Annotated in this window: 19 protein-coding genes; 8 read left to right on the top strand and 11 right to left on the bottom strand. The window is 64.6% G+C overall.

Annotated features, from left to right (window positions below; all coding sequences use genetic code 11):
* Positions 1-2: 2 nt before the first annotated feature.
* Both GIW57_RS12320 and GIW57_RS12315 read right to left on the bottom strand, forming a co-directional pair.
* The gene (locus GIW57_RS12320; RefSeq protein ID WP_236511106.1) at positions 3-761 is read right to left on the bottom strand and encodes a SapC family protein; all 759 of its coding nucleotides are present in this window, start codon (positions 759-761) and stop codon (positions 3-5) included.
* 68 nt (positions 762-829) lie between these two features.
* Positions 830-3,961 (bottom strand): TonB-dependent receptor, encoded by a 3,132-nt coding sequence (locus tag GIW57_RS12315; protein WP_236511103.1) that lies wholly within the window; start codon positions 3,959-3,961, stop codon positions 830-832.
* 407 nt (positions 3,962-4,368) lie between these two features.
* Here GIW57_RS12315 and GIW57_RS12310 point away from each other — a divergent pair, with 407 nt between their 5' ends.
* Positions 4,369-5,406 carry a LacI family DNA-binding transcriptional regulator gene (locus GIW57_RS12310; RefSeq protein WP_236511100.1) on the top strand — a complete coding sequence of 346 codons (1,038 nt, stop codon included), beginning with the start codon at positions 4,369-4,371 and terminating at the stop codon, positions 5,404-5,406.
* A 24-nt stretch (positions 5,407-5,430) separates the two neighbouring features.
* Here the strand turns inward: GIW57_RS12310 and arsN2 are convergent, their stop codons facing one another.
* Genes arsN2 through GIW57_RS12295 form a run of 3 tightly spaced genes read right to left on the bottom strand, consistent with a single transcriptional unit; the run spans position 5,431 to position 7,021 of the window.
* Complete coding sequence (gene arsN2 / locus GIW57_RS12305; protein WP_157804900.1) at positions 5,431-5,901, bottom strand: arsenic resistance N-acetyltransferase ArsN2; 471 nt, start codon at positions 5,899-5,901, stop codon at positions 5,431-5,433.
* A gap of 4 nt (positions 5,902-5,905) precedes the next feature.
* On the bottom strand, positions 5,906-6,370 hold the full coding sequence (locus GIW57_RS12300) for a Rap1a/Tai family immunity protein (RefSeq protein WP_236511097.1): 465 nt from the start codon (positions 6,368-6,370) through the stop codon (positions 5,906-5,908).
* Positions 6,371-7,021 (bottom strand): hypothetical protein, encoded by a 651-nt coding sequence (locus tag GIW57_RS12295; protein WP_236511095.1) that lies wholly within the window; start codon positions 7,019-7,021, stop codon positions 6,371-6,373. It lies immediately after the preceding gene.
* Between the two features lie 142 nt (positions 7,022-7,163).
* Here GIW57_RS12295 and GIW57_RS12290 point away from each other — a divergent pair, with 142 nt between their 5' ends.
* On the top strand, positions 7,164-7,442 hold the full coding sequence (locus GIW57_RS12290) for a hypothetical protein (RefSeq protein WP_100465755.1): 279 nt from the start codon (positions 7,164-7,166) through the stop codon (positions 7,440-7,442).
* A gap of 78 nt (positions 7,443-7,520) precedes the next feature.
* Here GIW57_RS12290 and GIW57_RS12285 read toward each other — a convergent pair whose 3' ends face one another.
* Complete coding sequence (locus GIW57_RS12285) at positions 7,521-7,868, bottom strand: RcnB family protein (protein WP_100465417.1); 348 nt, start codon at positions 7,866-7,868, stop codon at positions 7,521-7,523.
* A 172-nt stretch (positions 7,869-8,040) separates the two neighbouring features.
* Here GIW57_RS12285 and chrA point away from each other — a divergent pair, with 172 nt between their 5' ends.
* Positions 8,041-9,279 carry a chromate efflux transporter gene (gene chrA / locus GIW57_RS12280; protein ID WP_236511093.1) on the top strand — a complete coding sequence of 413 codons (1,239 nt, stop codon included), beginning with the start codon at positions 8,041-8,043 and terminating at the stop codon, positions 9,277-9,279.
* 37 nt (positions 9,280-9,316) lie between these two features.
* Here the strand turns inward: chrA and GIW57_RS12275 are convergent, their stop codons facing one another.
* On the bottom strand, positions 9,317-10,315 hold the full coding sequence (locus tag GIW57_RS12275; RefSeq protein WP_236511090.1) for a helix-turn-helix domain-containing protein: 999 nt from the start codon (positions 10,313-10,315) through the stop codon (positions 9,317-9,319).
* Positions 10,316-10,373: 58 nt separating this feature from the next.
* On the opposite strand from GIW57_RS12275, the gene GIW57_RS12270 reads away from it, so the two are divergent.
* The gene (locus GIW57_RS12270; protein ID WP_236511087.1) at positions 10,374-10,829 is read left to right on the top strand and encodes a hypothetical protein; all 456 of its coding nucleotides are present in this window, start codon (positions 10,374-10,376) and stop codon (positions 10,827-10,829) included.
* 41 nt (positions 10,830-10,870) lie between these two features.
* Here the strand turns inward: GIW57_RS12270 and GIW57_RS12265 are convergent, their stop codons facing one another.
* Positions 10,871-11,410: an NADPH-dependent FMN reductase gene (locus GIW57_RS12265; RefSeq protein ID WP_100465420.1), complete on the bottom strand. Its 540-nt coding sequence runs from the start codon at positions 11,408-11,410 to the stop codon at positions 10,871-10,873.
* 123 nt (positions 11,411-11,533) lie between these two features.
* Here GIW57_RS12265 and GIW57_RS12260 point away from each other — a divergent pair, with 123 nt between their 5' ends.
* The 4 genes from GIW57_RS12260 (at position 11,534) to GIW57_RS12245 (ending at position 15,663) form a co-directional block, all read left to right on the top strand.
* Positions 11,534-12,229, top strand: coding sequence for a response regulator transcription factor (locus GIW57_RS12260; protein WP_180167100.1), 696 nt, complete (start codon positions 11,534-11,536; stop codon positions 12,227-12,229).
* 3 nt (positions 12,230-12,232) lie between these two features.
* Positions 12,233-13,495, top strand: a complete 1,263-nt coding sequence (locus tag GIW57_RS12255; protein WP_236511085.1) for a HAMP domain-containing sensor histidine kinase — start codon at positions 12,233-12,235, stop codon at positions 13,493-13,495.
* Between the two features lie 61 nt (positions 13,496-13,556).
* A complete protein-coding gene (locus GIW57_RS12250; RefSeq protein WP_236511083.1) occupies positions 13,557-13,949 on the top strand; it encodes a diacylglycerol kinase in 393 nt (130 codons plus the stop codon).
* Positions 13,950-14,061: 112 nt separating this feature from the next.
* A complete protein-coding gene (locus tag GIW57_RS12245) occupies positions 14,062-15,663 on the top strand; it encodes a phosphoethanolamine--lipid A transferase (protein ID WP_236511080.1) in 1,602 nt (533 codons plus the stop codon).
* Positions 15,664-15,675: 12 nt separating this feature from the next.
* Here the strand turns inward: GIW57_RS12245 and GIW57_RS12240 are convergent, their stop codons facing one another.
* The 3 genes from GIW57_RS12240 to GIW57_RS12230 all read right to left on the bottom strand — a co-directional run.
* A complete protein-coding gene (locus tag GIW57_RS12240) occupies positions 15,676-16,878 on the bottom strand; it encodes a serine hydrolase domain-containing protein (protein WP_236511077.1) in 1,203 nt (400 codons plus the stop codon).
* A 71-nt stretch (positions 16,879-16,949) separates the two neighbouring features.
* On the bottom strand, positions 16,950-17,585 hold the full coding sequence (locus GIW57_RS12235) for a helix-turn-helix domain-containing protein (protein WP_329605760.1): 636 nt from the start codon (positions 17,583-17,585) through the stop codon (positions 16,950-16,952).
* A 2-nt stretch (positions 17,586-17,587) separates the two neighbouring features.
* A partial coding sequence (locus GIW57_RS12230) for a beta-ketoacyl-ACP synthase II (RefSeq protein WP_236511072.1) occupies positions 17,588-18,502 on the bottom strand: 915 nt, incomplete at its 5' end.

Genomic DNA, 18,502 nt, shown 5'->3' with positions numbered 1-18,502 from the left:
GGTCAGTTCCTGCCTGCCGCAGCAGCGGCATCCTGCGCCCGCAGTCGCCGCTGCTTCTCGGCGATGAGGCGGCGCATGTTGTGCAGTGACGCCAGCATCAGATAGGCGCCTTCCAGATAGCCGGCGCGGTTGAGCGCTGTCAGCGCGGCACCGTCCAGCTGCGCCAGCCGATCACGGTCGATCGCGTGCAGGCCGTTGACACCGACCCGATGCTCCGGATCGATCCGCACGTCCAGCGTGACCGGTTGGATCAGCCCGTTCGCATCGAGGGCGGCGAACATCTCCGCGGCAAACGCATGGCCATCGTGAATGCCGCGCAGCACGCCGGCGACGTGTTCGAGATAAGGCGAGTTCCCTCCCTGCGGCAGGAACACCGGCTCCCCCTGCATCGCGCTCACGCGCGGATGGTCCAGATCCACATGCAGCACGGCCTCCCGGGTGAGCGCGCCATCAACGTGGTCCTCCTGGAAGCCGATCAGGAATGGCCCCTTGGCGGCCGCACCGGGCAGGTACGCCGCATTCCAGCGGTCGCCCTGCAGGAACAGGTTCTCGTGCTGCTCGAAGCCCAGCAGAGCCACCGACTGCCAGCCACCGGTGTCGGCATCCCTGCGCAGGAAGATCGGGTACTCCCGCTGCAACTCTGCAAATTCACTCGGGTACGCCGGCACCATGCCGACCGCATCGCCGAACTCCGGCCCGAAGCCGGTGGCAACGCGAAGATCGCGGTGGGCAACGTTGTTGAGCATTTCGTAACGCGGCATGGAAGTGTCCCGTTCGGTCAGATGCCTTCAACCGGTGCAGCTGCCGTGGCAGCTGCACCCCCCACGGTTCAGAACTTGTAGCGCACGCCGAGCATATACCGCGGACTCTGGTCGGCCAGCTTGACGATCATCTGCGAGGTGCGCGAGCGCCAGCGGACATCCTCACCGGTCAGGTTGATCGCCTCCAGGCCGAACGACCAGTGATCATCCAGGGTGTAGTTCACGCTGAGATCCCACTGCTCATACGCCTCCACATAGTACGGATTGCGGCTGGCCCCCTGGTTGGCCAGGATCAGGTACTGGTCGCGCCAGTTCCAGGCAAGGCGTACCGACCAGCCGTATTTCTCATACATCAGCACGGCATTGGCGGTGTCGCTCAGGCCGGTGAGCGAGAACTGGTCGATGCCCGGATCGCCGGCATTGTTGAAGCCCACATCACCATCGACCAGGGTGTAGTTGGCCAGAATGCCAAAGCCGGTATCGCCGAAGAAGTACTGTCCACCCAGCTCCCAGCCGTGCAGCTTGGCCTTGTTCTGGTTGATGGGACGATTGACGTTGAACTGGTAGAGCGGATCGGCAGCCGTGCCGTAAAGATCGTACGCTGCCTCGGTGGCCAGCACCTGGGCGTCGGTGCCGTTGTAGGCGGCCAGCCCGGCCGGATTGTTGCGCAGCAGGGCCAGGGCGGTGAACAGCGAGGTGTCATTGGCCGAGCACGCCGCCGCGTTGGCAGCGCCCACCTGGGTGACGCAGGCACCGCTGTTGAGGAACGCCAGGGCCGCCTGCGCGTCCGGGCCGGAGGTAGGATCGCGCAGGCCGTACAGGCTTTCCTGGACAATGGTGTTGCCAACGAAGTTGTCGACCGATTTGTTCCAGTAGGTCAGCGACAGGTAGCTCGCGTCGGCGAAGTACCACTCCAGTGCCAGGTCCAGGTTGTCCGATTCCAATGGTTTCAGCTGCGGGTTCTGTGCAGTGCCGCTGGCCCGCGAGGACGGGTCGATAAGGACCGAGCCGAACGGCTGCTGGGCAGTCGGGCCGGCATACAGGTTGCCGATCGGCGCGCGCGCGATGCTCTTGCCGAACGAGACACGTCCCTTCAGGTCCTCGCGCAGATCGATGCTGAAATCGAGGTTGGGCAGGATGTAGCTGTAGTTGCTCTTTTCGGTGAACGGCTGCTGCTCGTCGGACAACACCACACGGAAGTCATTGTTGGACTGCCACTCGATCGCTTCCGGGATGGCGATGTTCGAGGTGGAGACAACGTCCGTCGTTTCATAGCGCACACCCAGTCGGGTATTGGTACGCATGCCGCCCAGCTCGCCATCCAGCTCAACCTGGAAGTAGGCCGACTTCGTCTTCTCTTCCACCAGGTTGTCGGCGGCGCGCTTGGGGCTCACGCCGAGGCCCACGCCATACTCGTTTGCCGCCCACTGCGCGAGGCGGCCGGCGTCGCCGCGCCATGCGGTCCAGCTGCTGGCACTGTAGTCATCAAACAGACCGACGATGTTGACCGGCTGCATCAGGTCCATCAGCCCGCCGGCCGTGTCACGGTTGACGTTGGCTACGCCCCAGTCACCCAGTGTCGAATAGGCCTCTTCGGCCTGGATGCGATGGGTGGTGGACTTGCTGCTGTCCACGCCGAACTGGAAGCGACCGCTGTCGAAGATCCACTCGCCATCCACGCGGCCCTGCTTGATCTCGCTGATCTGGGTCTGCGAGTTGACGCGCAGCACCTGGCTGCCGATCTCGCCCGGCACGAAGCCCGGGTTGACCACGCCGTTGGTATTGGCGGCTGCATCGGCGGTGGACGGGAACCAGACCTGGGTGCCGATCGGCAGGCCGTTGTTGAAGTTCAGCTCCTGCACCCATGAGCCGCCGCAATGCGGGCCGGTGGTGCAGTTGTTGGTGCCGGCGATGCTCATGAAGATGGAGCCACCGCCAGTGAGCGGGTCGTTCGGGCGGCTTTCGTTCTTCGAATTGTGGGCATCGAAGGTCAGCTTGAAGCGGTCGGTCACGTTCCATGCGGCATTGAAGCCCAGCGACCCCAGCTTGTACTTCTGCATGCTGCGCTGCTGCTCAAGGCCGAAGTCCTTGGTGCCGGCAATCTCGCGGATGTAGGTTGGGGTCGCTACCGCGCCACTGGTGTCGAATTCGACGTCGGTGTAGTTGCTGTTCTGCAGCCACATGCCCTGCTCGCCACGATTCTCGGTGATCTCGTTGGTCGAATAGGTGTAGTCCAGGGTCAGGGTCACCGCATCGGTCGGCGCGAACTGCAGCACCGCCTGGCCGTTGATGCGTTCTCGTTCGAACTCGGAGAACGCGTAGCGCAGGTCATTGGGCCGGGCGTACAACGCGCCCACCGTGGGCGCATTGACCACCCTCGGGTTGCCCGGCATGGAGCCGGTCCACGGCTGCGCGTTCCAGTAGTTCTCGGTGGCCTGCACCGAACCGCCCTTTCGCTTCTGATAGCTGGCGCTCACGCCCACGCCGAGGGTCTTTTCCGGATTGGTGTAGCTGAAGATGCCGGACAGCTCCGGTGTCAGGTCGTCACCGAATGGCTGGCTGCGGTCGGAGACAGCTTTCGCGCCGGCACTGGCGACGATGCCCTCATGGTCGAACGGCCGAGAGGTGAGGATGTTGATGGTGGCACCGATGCCACCGCTGGGTACATTGGCCTGGCTGGTCTTGTAGACCTCGATGCCGTTGATGGCTTCGGCAGCCAGCTGGGCGAAGTTGAAGGCGCGGGTACCGCCGTCAACACCACCGATGGCGACCTGCCCGGACGCACCGAATGCATCGGCGCCGGGCATCTGGCGCCCGTTGAGGGTCACCATGTTGAACTGAGGGCCGAAGCCACGCGCCGTCACCTGTGCACCTTCACCATCACGTCGTTCGATCGAGATGCCGGTGATGCGCTGCAGGGACTCTGCCAGGTTGGTGTCGGGGAACTTGCCGATGTCCTCAGCACTGATCACATCCACCACGCCGGCCGAGTCGCGCTTGATGTCCATCGCCTGGCTGAGGCTGTTGCGGATGCCGGTGACCTGCACGGTATCCAGCTGTTTCGGACTGGGCGGGTTCTGCTGCTGGGCGACAGGCGCGGCGGGTGACGTCTCCTGTGCGAATGCGGGATTGATGACCAGGACCCCACCGACAAAGGTGAACATGGCCCTGGAGGTGAACTTCGCCAGCGTCCGGCTCATCGACGAGCCCTCCGGCCTGGGGTACGACGGAACGAAAAAGCGCTCATGACTCTCCCCTCTGACATACGATCGAATGGATGTACCGCCCCTCCTGGGGGCACGCACGGGCGATGCCCGTCTTCCACACCGAACATCGCAGTGCGCTTTGCACCCACTGCGACTCACACTCGCTTTCAGACCTGCCGGAACAGCCGCGCGGTAAAAGGGGGGGCATCCGCTGGCCTTACACCGGTCCAGTGGTAGCGCTACCATCGCGTCAGGGCGCAGACTACTCACCCGCAATCGCGCTTGTCATCATGCAGCGCAGCAAAGGGAATCGACACTTGAAGAACGGCCACAAAGCGGTCCGCCGGAAAGCGAGCGCCATCACCATCGATGACGTCGCTGCGCATGCAGGCGTTTCCGCCATGACGGTGTCGCGCGTCATCAACGGCCATGCCGGGGTACGCGAGGGCAACCGCGAACGCGTCCTGCGCAGCGTGCACGCACTGGACTACCGGCCCAACCTCGCCGCATCCGCACTGGCCGCCGCGCAGCGCACGTGCATCGCCTTGATCTACACCAATCCCAGCTCCAGCTACCTGCGCGAACTGCTGGTCGGCGCACTGCGCGGGTCCACGCGGTCGGCGGCGCAGCTGGTGATCGCTGCATGGGATGAACTGGGCGCCCAGGCACGTCGCGAGGCGGCACGGCAACTGTCCACCACCGTGGCAGGGGTGATTCTTCCGCCTCCCCTGTGTGAGTCAAAGGACATCGTCGATGTATTCGTCAATGCCGGCATTCCCGCGGTATCCATCGCGTCCAGCCGCTTCAGCGACAGGATTTCCTGCGTGCGCATCGACGACTGCCAGGCCAGCCATGACATGGTGGCGCATCTGGTCTCCCGTGGGCATACCCGCATCGGTTACATCAAGGGCGATCCGAACCAGACGGCCAGTGCGCATCGCTGGCAGGGCTACCGGGATGCCCTGGCCGAAGCTGGTATCGTCTACGACGACGCGCTCGTCCAGCCGGGCTACTTCACCTACCGGTCTGGACTGGAGGCTGCCGAGCAGCTGCTGACGCTGCAGCCGCCACCCAGCGCGATCTTCGCCAGCAACGATGACATGGCATCGGCGGTCGTTTCCGTGGCGCATCGTCGCGGCCTGCAGGTGCCGGGCGATCTTTCGGTGGTCGGGTTCGATGACACATCCGCTTCGACGATGGTGTGGCCGGAGCTGACCACGATCCATCAGCCGGTAGCGGAGATGGCCGACAACGCGATGGACATCCTGTTGCGGGCGATCCGTCACTCCGCCTCGCCGGGACGCGCGACGGTCAATCACGTACTCGCGCACCGGTTGATCACGCGCGCTTCGGTATCGACACCGCAGCGGCCCTCTGCACTGCGGGCATCGCCGATTGCAACGCGGCAATCCGCTGACGCCGAGGGGCGCGGCGGCTGAAGCACCGCCCCGGGCCCGGTTGCCCTACAGCCGCCGCATCATCAGCTGGGCTGAGCCTGGGCACAGTCCACTGAACTGCGTCGACGCAGCGATGAATCCCGGCGCTGCATCGCGCGCGACGCGCTCATAGCCAAGCTGCCCGAAGAACGGCGCTGCTGTGGTCGTGAGAAGGAACACCGTCCTGCCGCCCGCCGCTCTGGCATGCCGCTCCAGTTCCACAACCAGGTGCCGCCCCAGACCCCTGCCCTGCGACATCGGCCGGATAGCCAGCGAACGCATGAGCACCACATCCCGGCTCGATTCGTAGCCCACACAGCCGAGCAGCTCTCCATCCAACGTCGCTGCCAGAAGGGTGATTGGCCTGCCTGCACGCAGATCCTCTGTTGGCAGGCCGCTGGCCTCCAGCAGGGCCAGCACATCGGCAGACAACGCTGTCTCCATCACGCGCATGCGGCAGCCCTCTCTTCGTTCCGGCCCGGCGTGCAGCGGCAGCAAGCGCTCATCGTGCTCTCTGCGCGGCGTGGGCGCGGTCGCTGCTGGACGCCGCGTGTTGGCAGGGAAGCGCGGTCTGAAGTGCTTCGATGACCAGAGATGCGGCATCCTGCTGCAGTCGTTCGGCAGGCAGCTGCCGGATGTGCGAAGCCACCCGGTCGACCAGTTCATGGGGAAGGATCTGCCCCTGGCCGCACCACTGCCCTCGGCCTGCGTCCGCAATACCCTGGATATAGGCGCTCGCGCGGGCGCTCGACAGGTCCCGGCACTGATCACTGCTGCAGAATCCGCCTTCGCCCTTGCCCTGCAGGAGCCTGGCCAGCTCTGCTCCGCTTACGAACCAGGTGCGCGCAGCCGGTGCCGTCTCGGCCAGCGCGAACCCCGCCATCAGGCAGAGGCAGAGCACGAGGGCGGCGGGCACGCAGCGCGCTCTCCTGCCGACCGGATCCCTGCGGATGCCCGTGTCTGTCATCTAGTTCTCCTGGGCAGCATGGCCGCGCTCCTGGATACGGTCCAACTGATTGCGTGGAGTGAACTGCGGGTCGTCCGCTCCCTCCAGCATGAGCTCGACCATTGCATCGAAGGTTGCAGCGGTCTCGCCAGACTGCGCAGGCGTCATGAAGCCGGAATCGCCCTTGCCGGCGAGGTGGACCGCAGCAACCGTCTCCCGCTCGCCGTCCTCGGCCCACAGGTAGTCGTGCACCAGTGCCTCGCCGTGCTCGCCAGGCTCAAGGAAATCGGCGGCGCCGCGCGCCATGGCCAGAAACACGACCAGGTCATGGAGGTTCTCGGAATACGTCAGTGACCCTGCAACGAAGTACGCCCCTGCCTGATCGTAGGCCGCAAGCTTGATGTTCTCCGCCTGCGTGGATTGCAGGATGGCGGCCAACGCTGCGCGATTGTCCGCATGCCGGGCCAGCATTGCATTGCAATCGGCGAGGAATTCACCCAGCTCCACATCACTGGACGCAGCCAGATCGGCGCCGCCGGGCAGGTGCCACCGGCCGGCGATGGATCGCCAGTCATCCCACCTCGATGCTGCAGGCACCGGCGCGGCCAACCAGCGTGCAAGTCGCTCGCGCGGCAGCTGCAGCCTGAGCAGGGCCGAATAGGGTTCGGACATGGCTCGCGTCCATTCTCTGATCTTCGACAGCGAGGCTTTTACCAAACAACGTCAGCCAAGCCAACTGCCGCAACCGGGCACGTGCTGTTAACGCTCCCGCATTATGCTGACTGCCTCATTGGATTTCCGCGAGGTGCGCCCCTTGACCAAGCTGCATGCCCTGATGATCGCCAGCTGCCTGTCTGCCTTCAGCCCACTGGCCCTGGCTGAAACCGTAAACCTGACCAACAGCGCCGACGGTGCCAACCGCGAGGCCGGCATTGCTGCGGTCAAGAAGAAGTTGCAGGACGCCTGCACCGATCGCAAAGGTTCGCCCGACGCGGCGTCGTTCGAAGTGGTCTTTGAAAAGACCAGCGACAACCCGAACGTACCGAAGCCGTATTACGTGGACGGCCGGATGAAGTGCGGGTTGCCGGGGTAAGCGCGCGATGCCACCGGCGGCCGTGCCTGCATTACCCCCGCGGCGGCTGCGCGCCGCCCGGGGCCCGTGCCGGAATCCCTAGCGACGCAGTGCGTCGATGATCACGCCGGTGGCGATCTCCACCAGCAGGTATTCCGTATCCGACTGCCGCACCCAGCGCTGACCGCGCCCGGGGTCGCGCAGACGGTAATGCGTGTAGTCGTCCACCCAGTAGCGCCTGTCAACCTCGGCCCAGGGCAAGCGGTCACCGCGGCGCCACGCCTTTTTCTGCCAGCCCGGCGGGGGTGCGTCGCGGTTGTGCGGGCCGCCTGCATGGGGCGGCGGTCCGTTGCCCCGTGCATGATGCGGCGGATCGGCCCAGGCAGGCGCAGCAACCAGGGTCACTGCCGCACCCAGGGCAATGCCAAGCAAACGTCCGGTTTTCATGGGGATACTCCCGGTCCAGCCGCGGTATGCGGCCTTGTGCCACGGAATATAGAGCAGTCCCCGTGAACGGATCCATGCGCGCCACCCGGCCCGCCCGGACGTCCGCCCGCCGCGCCCATCTGCCCGTTGTGGTGCTGCAATCAGAGACAGACAGACTGTGTATCCTCGGCCCGTGCCCGGATCGCCGCCCCTGCCCGAACATGATGCCGATGACGCGCTGGAGGCCCGCGGCAGCGCCACGGAGGTGTTTTCTGTCTTCCTCAGACTGGGGCTGACATCCTTCGGCGGCCCCATCGCCCATCTGGGCTATTTCCATCACGAGTTCGTGCAGCGCCGACGCTGGCTGGATGATGCCCACTTCGCCCAGTTGTTGATGGTCTGCCAGTTCATTCCGGGGCCGGCCAGCAGCCAGATGGGCTTTGCCATTGGCCTGTTCCGTGGCGGCTGGCGGGGCGCGTTGGCGGCATTCGTTGCATTCACCCTTCCCTCTGCGCTGCTGATGCTTGGCCTTGCCGTGGCAACCTCGCGATTGGATCAAGGTATCTACCCGGTCGTCGTCCACGGTTTGAAGCTTGTGGCCGTCTCGGTAGTCGCCCACGGCCTGCTGGGTATGGCGCGGCAACTAGTGCCCGATATGCGGCATGCGTTGATCACCTGCGTCGCTGCGGCGGTGACAGTGCTGACAGGCAATGCATGGGGGTCGTTGATCGCCGTGGGGTTGGGCGGCCTGCTCGGCCTGTGGCTCTGCAGGCGTGCAAAGGCGCCTGTTGCTGCGGTCTTTCCAGTCCCCTACAGCGTCCGTGGCGGCGCCATCAGCCTTGCGCTTTTTCTGGGCGGGCTGGCGGCTTCCTTTATGCTGCCCTCCTCTGCTGTGCCGACGGCACCCGGCGTTGCGGGCGCGTTCTATCAGGCCGGGACTCTGGTCTTCGGCGGAGGCCACGTCGTGCTGCCGCTCCTGCAGCATGCGGTGGTCGACAGCGGCTGGGTAAGTGCGGACACATTCCTTGCAGGCTACGGCGCTGCCCAGGCGATGCCTGGCCCGATGTTCTCGCTGGCCGCGTTCCTTGGGGCAGAAACGCCGCTGGGCCTGCCCGCGGTGGCAGGTGCAGGGATCGCGCTGCTGGCCATCTTCCTGCCGGGATTCCTGTTGCTGCTGTCGGTATTGCCGATCTGGAACCAGTTGGTGCGCCGACAATGGGCTGCCAGGGCGGTGGCCGGGGCTGGCGCGGCCGTCGTCGGCCTGCTGGCTGCCGCGTTCCATGATCCGGTGTGGACGGACGGCGTGCGCACACCGTTCGATCTTGCAATCGCTGCCGTGGGCTTCGGGCTGTTGGCGGTTGCGCGGATATCGGCGGTATGGGTTGTGCTGTGGTGCGTCGTTGCTGCGCTGGTCGTACAGCAATTCAGGTAGCTGGCGATGCCGGCGCCCGGCAGCGGTGCGTGCGCTCTTACCGCCGAACCTGGGTAGGATTCAGGCCCAGTCGCCTGCGCAGCAATCGCCTGAGCGTCGCAGAATCGCCCAGCCCCACCTGCGCGGTCACCTCTTCCACCGAAAGCCCGCCGCTTTCCAGCAGCACCCGCGCCCGGTTCAGGCGCACCGACTGGATCAACTGCTGCGGCCCGTAGCCGAGCACCTTGTTCACTTGGCGGTTGAGGGTGCGTGTGGACATGTTGGCCCGCGCGGCAAGCGTGCCCACGGTGACTGGTTCCGGGAGCGTCTCTGCGATGTGGCGGGTCAACAGCGCAATCAGGTTGTTCTCGGGCACCATCATCGCCGGCGACATATACAGCGACTGCAGGCGACGCTGCTCGACCAGCAGCGCCTGGCCCAGCATTGCCGTGAGTTGCTCGCCGAAGCGCTGGCGCATCACGTAAAGCACCAGGTCCATGTGTGCCATCGCGGCGCCGGCGGTGATCAGCGGACCATCGGCATGCACCATCCGGTCAGGCTCCACACGGGTAGTGGGCGCCACGCGCCGCAGCGCAGGGGCCAACCACCACGTTGTGGTCACGCAGCGTCCCTCCAGCAATCCGGCTGCGTTGAGCAGAAACACGGACGAACACGAGCCTGCAATCGTGCCGCCCGCTCTGGCATGGCGACGCAGCGCAGCGACCAAAGGCGGAATGTCCGGCTGGCGCAGGCGAGCGTCGAGCTGACGGGCGTCGTCGATGTCCAGGCCCGGCAGGATCCAGCATTCGTGCGCAGAGGAGCGCGCAGGCAACTTGTCCACCTGCAGTTGCAGGCCGTTGCCAAGCGGAATGCTTCCTGACGTCACCGCGCAGACCCGCCAGCGCGGCGGTGCAACCCCGACCCGGCACGCCAGCTTGGCCGCGGTGGTCAGAAGATCAAGGGTGAGGGTGACGCTGGAGGCAAAGGGCTCGCGCGGCACCACCAGGACGAAATCATGCATTGGCTGATTCTGCGCGATTGTTGGCAAATCGGCCACTTCAGACCAGCGCCGTAGCGCGGTTGAATGGGCGTTCCCTCACCCACGAGCGCCATCCATGCCCACCATCCTCATCAAGACACCCGCCGACGCACTGACCGCTCTTCAGCGCGAGCGGATGATCGCCGCGGTGAATACCGCTGCAACGCAGTGCAGCGGCCTGGGGCCTGATCCTCGCCAACGCAGCCTGTGCTGGGTGATTGCCGAGGAGGTGCCGGCCGGCTTCTGGCGCTGTGGCGGCAGTGCCGACTTCCTCCACATCGTTCCGTGCCTGGTCCACGTCCTGGCCCCTGCCGGCGTACTCGACGAACAGCACCGATCCCGTTACGCGGCGGTTGTGCACCAGGCCATTCTGGAATCGCTGGCCCTGCCGGATACGCAGCGGCTGGCTGCTTCGATCATGGTGAGCGATGTCACCGATGGCACGTGGGGGCCCAACGGCCAGCTGTGGACACTGCCGCAATTCGTGGAGGCCGCGGGGTATTCCCATCTGCAAGCGCCGGTGAAGCGCTGACGCCGCAAGCCCTTGTCAGCAGACTGCGCCAACGATCATGTTCAATCACCCCATGGTCGCTGGCAGTAGCGGGCAAATTCCTGAAGAAAGGCCTCCGCCGGTCCGCGATTGACCGGCTGCCTTACGGCATCGGCAATGGCCTCCGGCTCCATCTTCATGAAGGGAAAGCGCAGGAACAGTTCTTCATTGAAACGGGAGCTGATTGTCGACAGCACAAGCCGCAGAGACGCGAGCATGTCGTCGCCGCGATGGGATGCGTGCACCAGCGCGATGGGCTTTGCAATCACAAGGTCGCCCGATACGAGCCAATCGATGGCGTTCTTCAGGCCGCCCGGAATGCCTCGTGCGTACTCGGGGCTTGAAATCAGAATGCCATCGCTGGATTCAATGCAGCGCTTGAAGTGCACAACACTGTCAGGCAAGGGCAGATCTTCAAGATCGGGAGAGAAAACGGGCAATCCGCCGAGGTCGGCGTAGGTACTCAGTGCGATATCCGGCGGCGCGATTTCTTCCAGCGCCCTCAGCAATGCGGTGTTGGTGGACAGCCGGCGAGCGCTACCGGATAGGGCAAGGATCTTCATCCCGGCACGCTATCACAGGCACCTGTCGCCGTGTCCGGCAATGACCCGCAGCGACCCGTTGCACGTGGCAAACTAGCGGTGGTCGTTCAACGTCCATTGATCATGCACGGATGCGCATAGCCCATGACACGTCTGCTCATCATTGAAGACAACCCCGAGCTGGTTGCAAATCTCTACGCCTTCTTCGAGCCACTGGGCTACGTGCTTGACGATGCGCGGGATGGTGCCACCGGCCTGCGCAGGGCAACGCAGAACGATTACGACGCCATTCTGCTTGACCTGATGCTGCCCCGCCTCGATGGCATGGCACTGTGCCAGGCGCTCCGTCAGGAGTTCCAGAACCCGGTGCCGATCCTGATGCTGACCGCCCGGGATCCGGTGGAGGACCGCGTGCAGGGGCTCGCGTTGGGTGCGGATGATTACCTGGTCAAGCCCTTCTCCCTGAAGGAGCTGGACGCACGCATCAAGGCGCTGGTCCGCCGCGCCCAGGGCCGGCAGGTCCAGAGTGTGCTGGACTGGGGCGATCTGCGCGTCGACACCCGTTCACCGCAGGCGTGGCGCCAGGGCCACACCCTCAATCTGACCCCGACAGCGCACAAGCTGCTGATGTGCCTGGTGCGGGCTGCCCCCGCGGTGGTGCGCAAGCAGGAGATGGAATACCTGATCTGGGGCGACGAGCCGCCGGAGAGCGGTGCACTGCGCACGCACATCCATGAGCTGCGCCTGCAGGTAGACAGGCCGTTCAACCCTGCACTCATTGCCACGGTGCACAGCGTTGGCTGGCGGCTGGACAGGCCGGCACTGGCACCTGCGGAGTAGCCCATGCCGTTGACTACCCGCTCGCTGAAGTCGCTTTATCGAAGCCTGACACTGAGAACGCGCATCACGGTGTCGTTCGTGCTGCTGATGGCCGGTGCCATGGGCTTCATTGTGCTGGTCGAACTGGTGGACTATGACGAGGTAAGAGCCTCCGTCGTTTCGATGACCCAGGACCGCGAGGTCCATCGGCTGCAGGCCGCGCTGGCCAGTGGTGAGCAACCGGAACTGGCGAAGGGCAGCCAGTTGTATGACGCGCGTTCGGCTCCTCAGGTGCTGCGCAGGTACGGACCGGGCTACCACGGTGAAGAAGGCCCGAACGAATGGCATCTGCGGGTGTTCGAAAGCAACGGACAGCGCTACTACCTGCTGCAGGATGGCGAGCACTATGCCTACCTGGAGCATCTGATCAACGCCTTCGCGGCGCTGGTCATCCTCACCTGCGTGCTCTGCGCGTTCTGGATCGGCCGCCGAACCGCGACCCATGTCATCGCGCCCATCACCCGTCTGGCCGAGGCGGTGCAGAACAAGCACAAACCCTTCCCCTACCAGGATGCACGCGATGAGATAGGTGTGCTGGCGCGCGCTTTCGCCCAGCACAGCGACGAGCTTGAGCAGTTCCTGCAACGCGAACAGTGCTTTGCAGGCGATGCCAGTCATGAGCTGCGCACGCCCTTGGCGATCATCGGTGGCGCGGCCGAGACACTGGTGCACCAGCTGCCCGCCGACAGCCACCTGGTGGCCAGCGCCGATCGCATCATGCGCACCACCCAGGAAATGCAGCGGCAGTTGACCTGCCTGCTGCTGCTTTCGCGTGACCCCAGGACGGTGCCGCGCAGCGTCGTGCCCGTGCGGGTGCTGATCGAGGAATGCAGGGAGCGATGTGCGCCGTGGCTTTCGGGAAAGCCGGTGCGCTTGGTTCTGGATGCGCCGCAGGACCAGCAGGTGCTGACCAATGCAGAGCTGGCCCGTAGTGTGATCTGGAATCTGCTGCGCAATGCCTGCCAGTACACGGAAGAAGGCGAAGTGCGGGTCGAGCTGCGGAGTGCCACGCTGCGGATCGCCGACACCGGCCCGGGGCTGCCGCCCAGCATCGATGCGCAGCAGTTCAAGCGCTTCATGCCCAGCACCCGGCAGGGTGGTGAAGGCCTGGGCCTGTCCATCGTGCAGCGTGCGGTCGAGCATATGGGCTGGCAGATGACGGTCGAGACATCGGCGCAAGGTTGCCTGTTCACTGTGCAGATGCACCCTGCCGCAGCAGGCACCTGACAGCTTCCTGACACGGGCCTGCACATCCTTGCCGGATTTCCTACCTGAAGGCAGGACAGAAATGCAGCCAGGGCACCCCAATGGCAACGGCAAGTACCCACACGGAAAGACCGGCCTGCGCCGCATCTTCCATACCCTGATCCATTCGCGCGATGGCTTCATCGCCACCTTCCGGGGAGAGGCGGCCTTCCGCCAGCTGCTGTTGCTGCATGGCGCACTGGCGGTCGTGGCCTTCCTGCTGGAGGTCAGCCGAAGCGAGCGCGCCCTGATGCTGATGGTCTGCTTCATCAGCCTGATGGTGGAACTGCTCAACTCGGCCATCGAAGCAGTGGTCGACCGCATCTCGCTGGAACATCACCCGCTTTCCAAGAATGCGAAGGACATGGGCAGTGCGGCGCAGACCACGGCGCTGTTGATGGTCGCTACGGTATGGGCCGTGGTTCTGCTGGGCTGAGCACGAAAGCTGACAACTTCCTGATAAGCGCATCCAGATACTGCGCGCACTACTCGTACAACGGATTGTGCACGTGCGTCCATGCTTCAGACTTTCCCCTCATCATCCGATCGTGCTCGTGTGGTGCACCGCGTTGTTCTTCGCCACGCTGGGAAACATCGCCCTCTGGAAAACACTGTGGTCCGTCATGGACATCCATGACCTGCGCAGCACCCTGTTTTTCTTCAGCCTGCCGGTGCTGCTGTTCTGCCTGTTCAATCTGCTGTTCACGCCGATCGGCATCCTTCCCTATGTACGCAAGCCGGTACTGGCGCTCCTGGTTCTCATCAGTGCCGCGTGCAGCTACTTCATGCTTCATTACGGCGTGCTGATCGACCGCGACATGGTGCAGAACGCGCTGGAGACCAACCAGGCCGAGATGACGTCCTATCTCTCGGTGCCGCTGCTGCTGACAGTGCTGTTGCTGGGCGCCCTGCCCTCGTGCGTGCTGCTGGTCATGCGCAGTGGAAACGGCGGTCGCCCCTTGCGGGCGGCGCTGGCATGGCTGGGAAATGTGCTGGCGACTTTGATGGTGCTGGCGGCGGTGACGTTTGCGTTCTACAAGGAGTACTCGTCGCTGCTGCGCAACAATCGCTACATCCGTGAACAGGTGCTGCCGCTGAATGTGGTCCGCCACACCTATGGTTATCTCAGGAGCAGCTACAGCGCCAAGGCGCAGCCATTGCGGGCTGTCGGCGAGGATGCCACCCGCATCCCCGGAAAACGGCCCCGCCTGGTGATCGTGGTGGCTGGCGAGACGGCACGAGCACAGAACTTCCAGCTCAACGGCTACCCACGCCCGACCAATCCGTACCTGTCACGCAAAGACAACGTCATCAGCTTCGGCGACGTTTCCTCCTGCGGTACCGCGACGGCCGTGTCGCTGCCCTGCATGTTTTCGCAGATGACGCGGTCGCAGTACGACGGAGTCGCTGCGGCCTCGGAAGAGAACGTGCTCGACATCCTGCAGCGGACCGGTGTCAACGTGCTTTGGCGCGACAACAACAATGGCGGTTGCAAGGGCGTGTGCGAGCGCTTGCCCACCGATGACATGCCTCCGCTGAAAGTGCCTGGATTGTGTGTCAACCGGGATGGCACCTGCCATGACGAAATCCTGCTGCACCAGCTGGGCGCGCGCATCGAGGCGATGCCGGGCGATGGGCTGATCGTACTGCATCAGCTGGGCAGCCATGGGCCCACGTACTTTGAACGCTATCCGGCCGATGCCACGACATTCAGCCCCACCTGCGACAGCAACCAGATCCAGAAGTGCAGCAATGAAGCGCTGGTCAACACCTACGACAATACGCTGGTCTATACCGACCGACTGCTGGGCAAGGCCATCGACCTGCTGCAGACCTACGCGGACCAGCGCGATGTAGCCCTGATCTATGTTTCCGACCATGGCGAGTCGCTTGGCGAGCACGGCCTGTATCTGCACGGGACGCCCTACTTCATCGCGCCACGGGAGCAGACCCAGGTGCCGCTGGTGATGTGGTTCTCTCCCGCCTTCGCGACCCATGCACGACTTGAGGTTGCCTGCCTGCGTCATGCTGCGGGCACCGGATCCTACAGCCACGACAATCTCTTCCACTCCCTGCTGGGGCTGTTCGATATCAGCAGCGGGATTTACGAGCCGGGCCTGGATGTATTCGCGGGCTGCCGCCTCCCCTAGGGTCGTCGACTGTCACAGTGTCTCCGCCAAACGCAGCACGTCCATGGGAAACGCGGCGTAATCGTCGAGCGGAGCGCTGTGGCTTTCCCGCCGGTGGATCTGCCTGACCGCGACCACGCCCTTGCCGGGAACAATGACCAGGTGCTGGCCGAGATAGCCGTTGGCTGCGTATGCCGCTACAGGCCCCCGGTCGATGTCGAAGATGTCGCTGAGCTTCAGTCCGCGCCCGCTGATTTCGGCAGCGTAGCGCTGTGGCCAGGCAGGTCCCAGGCGTTCGGCCAGGAAGCTGATCAGCGCTGCCTTGCTGTCGAACAGCCGGCCCTCGGTGGCCAGCAGCACCTCCTGCATCCCAGCGTCCACGCTGCGGGCAGACAGGAAGGCTGCTGCCGCTGATTTCAGCCGGTAGTGCTCCCAAGCGGGGATGCGCCACCACAGCAGGCCGACATCGGGGGAGCGTGCGCTCTCGGCGGTCATCAACGCCACCGAGCGCTCGCTCAGCAACCGCTTGCCGCCCGGGGCGACGCCACCGGCCAGCATCAGTCTTCCAATCGCCGCCAGATCAGGGGCTGAAAGCGATAGCCCGGCCATGCCCAAAGGCGTGCCGGCCGCATCCTTCATCCATGCATGACCGGAGATGCCGAGTGGCTTGAACAGCCGTTCGTCCAGGTAGACATCCAGCGGCTTGCCGGCAAGCCGTTCGACGATGCCCGGCAGGAGATTGGTGGCCTTGTTGTTGTAGGCGAAGGTGGTGCCTGGGGCGCTGGACACCTCGGCCGCCAGCGCCAGCTTCACCAGATCCGGTGCGCCCTCCAGTTCCACACCGGCGTTGGCTACGTTCTGCAGTCCGGAGGTGTGGTCCATCAGCATCCTGATCGTGATGTCCCGCTTTCTGCCCTGCCGCCATTCCGGGTAAACAGTGCTGACCGGCTCGTCAATGGAAGCGAGCCTGCCGTCATCGAGCAGCAGCCCGATGGCCAGGGCGACGACGGACTTGGTCGCCGACATCAGGTGGATCCGTTCTTCACCGGCGGCGGGCGCGATCTGTAGCAGGACAGCGCCTTCGCGCTCAATGAAGACCGCATCGGAATGCGCATTGCGGGCATTCTGCTCGATCGCTGCAAGGGCGTCGGGCGTGTTGGCGCCGGCCACCCAGGGGCGCAGCGCGAGGAAGAATATGCAGACGAACAAACAGGCTCTCATGGCGGGCTCCTCCACTGGACAGGCACACGATGACTACATTTGTAGTCATCGTGCAGTGCATGAAGTCATGCGCCGACCGGGTGCCTTCACCCACGCTCGGGCGGCGCCTGCCAGGCATCCGACGGCCTTTGTGCATAGGCGCGCACGAAAAGCGCGACCGTGGCATGGCTTCCAGACATGGGCGTTGCCGCATTTGGCAGGCCATGCTCTGCAAGGATGAGCCTGAGAAACTTCTCACTATCACTGGAATGCGGCGAGCATGCAGAGGCCGTCGCCATCGCCTGCGTGGCGAGATCGAAGTACGGCTGGAGCACCGCACGCCAGTGCTCCATGTAGACAGCGCGGGCATGATCCGAACGCGAGAGCGTCCTGCAGAAGGCCTGGCATGAAGGCTTTGCCGCCAACCGTCCGATGCCATCGTTGATCTGCATCAGCGCATCGCCAAGATCCAACGTTCCATGCATGTGCAGCCCAGCAACCGGCAAGGATGCCAGATGGCTGTCCATGACGGCCCCGTAGAGCTGCGCCTTGTCACGATAGTGGGCATAGATCGTGACCTTGCTGACGTCACAGGCCTCAGCGATGCGCTTCATCGTCGCGTTCTCAAACCCCACTTCCGCAAACACAGTGCCGGCTGCATCCAGTATCCAACGTCGGCTCAACGCCCGCGCACCCTCCCAGCGCAGGGCGGTTTTACTTGGGAGGCCGCTGGAGCGAACCACGCTCACATCCGCCTGAACAATGCACTGGCATTCACGCCGCCAAAGCCAAATCCATTGGTCAACGCGAACTCGATCTCCGCCTTCCGCGGCCCGCCGGCGACGATCGAAAGCCCTTCTGCCAACGGATCCGGGCGGCCGAGGTTGAGCGTCGCCGGCGCGACCTGATCGCGCAAGGCAAGCACCGTAAAGATTGCTTCGATGCCGCCAGCCGCCCCGAGCAGGTGCCCGGTGCTGGACTTGGTGGCAGAGATGAGAAGATCTGGACGGGCGCCGAACAAGGCACGCATGGCCGCAAGCTCTGCCCGGTCCCCCACCTGGGTCGAGGTAGCGTGCGCATTGATGTGGTCGACCTGCTCAGCGGAAATGCCCGCCTGCGCCAGCGCGATCTCCATCGCCCTGCGGGCGCCACTGCCGTCGTCGGGTCCCGCAGTCAAATGGTAGGCATCCGAAGTGGTGCCGTAGCCGACCAGCTCGGCCAGCGGGGGGGCACCACGCGAGCGCGCGTGATCCAGCCGCTCGATCACCAGCAGCCCCGCTCCTTCGGACATGACAAAGCCGTCCCGCCGCTCATCAAACGGGCGAGAGGCTGCCTGGGGTGAGCCGTTGAACGACGTACTCAGTGCCTTGGCAGCGGCGAAGCCGCCCAGGCTGACCCGGTGCATCGCCGCCTCCGCCCCACCGCACAACGCGATGTCCGCCTCACCGGACCGAATGAGACGCGCCGCATCACCAATGGCTTGGACACCCGCCGCGCAGGCCGTGACGGGAGCGCCCTGCGGACCTTTGAACCCGTAACGGATCGATGCCTGCCCAGCCGCCATATTCGCCAGGAAGGTGGGTGCAGTGAAGGGCGACAACCGGCCAGGCCCTCGGCTTTCGGTGGTGTGGACCGCATTGACGATGGATCCAAACCCGCC

The sequence above is a fragment of the Stenotrophomonas sp. PA-6-5C genome (genome assembly GCF_021605635.1).
Lineage (GTDB): Bacteria > Pseudomonadota > Gammaproteobacteria > Xanthomonadales > Xanthomonadaceae > Stenotrophomonas > Stenotrophomonas lactitubi.
Note: the sequence above shows the minus strand (reverse complement) of the source record. Positions and strands in the feature narration are given on the sequence as shown.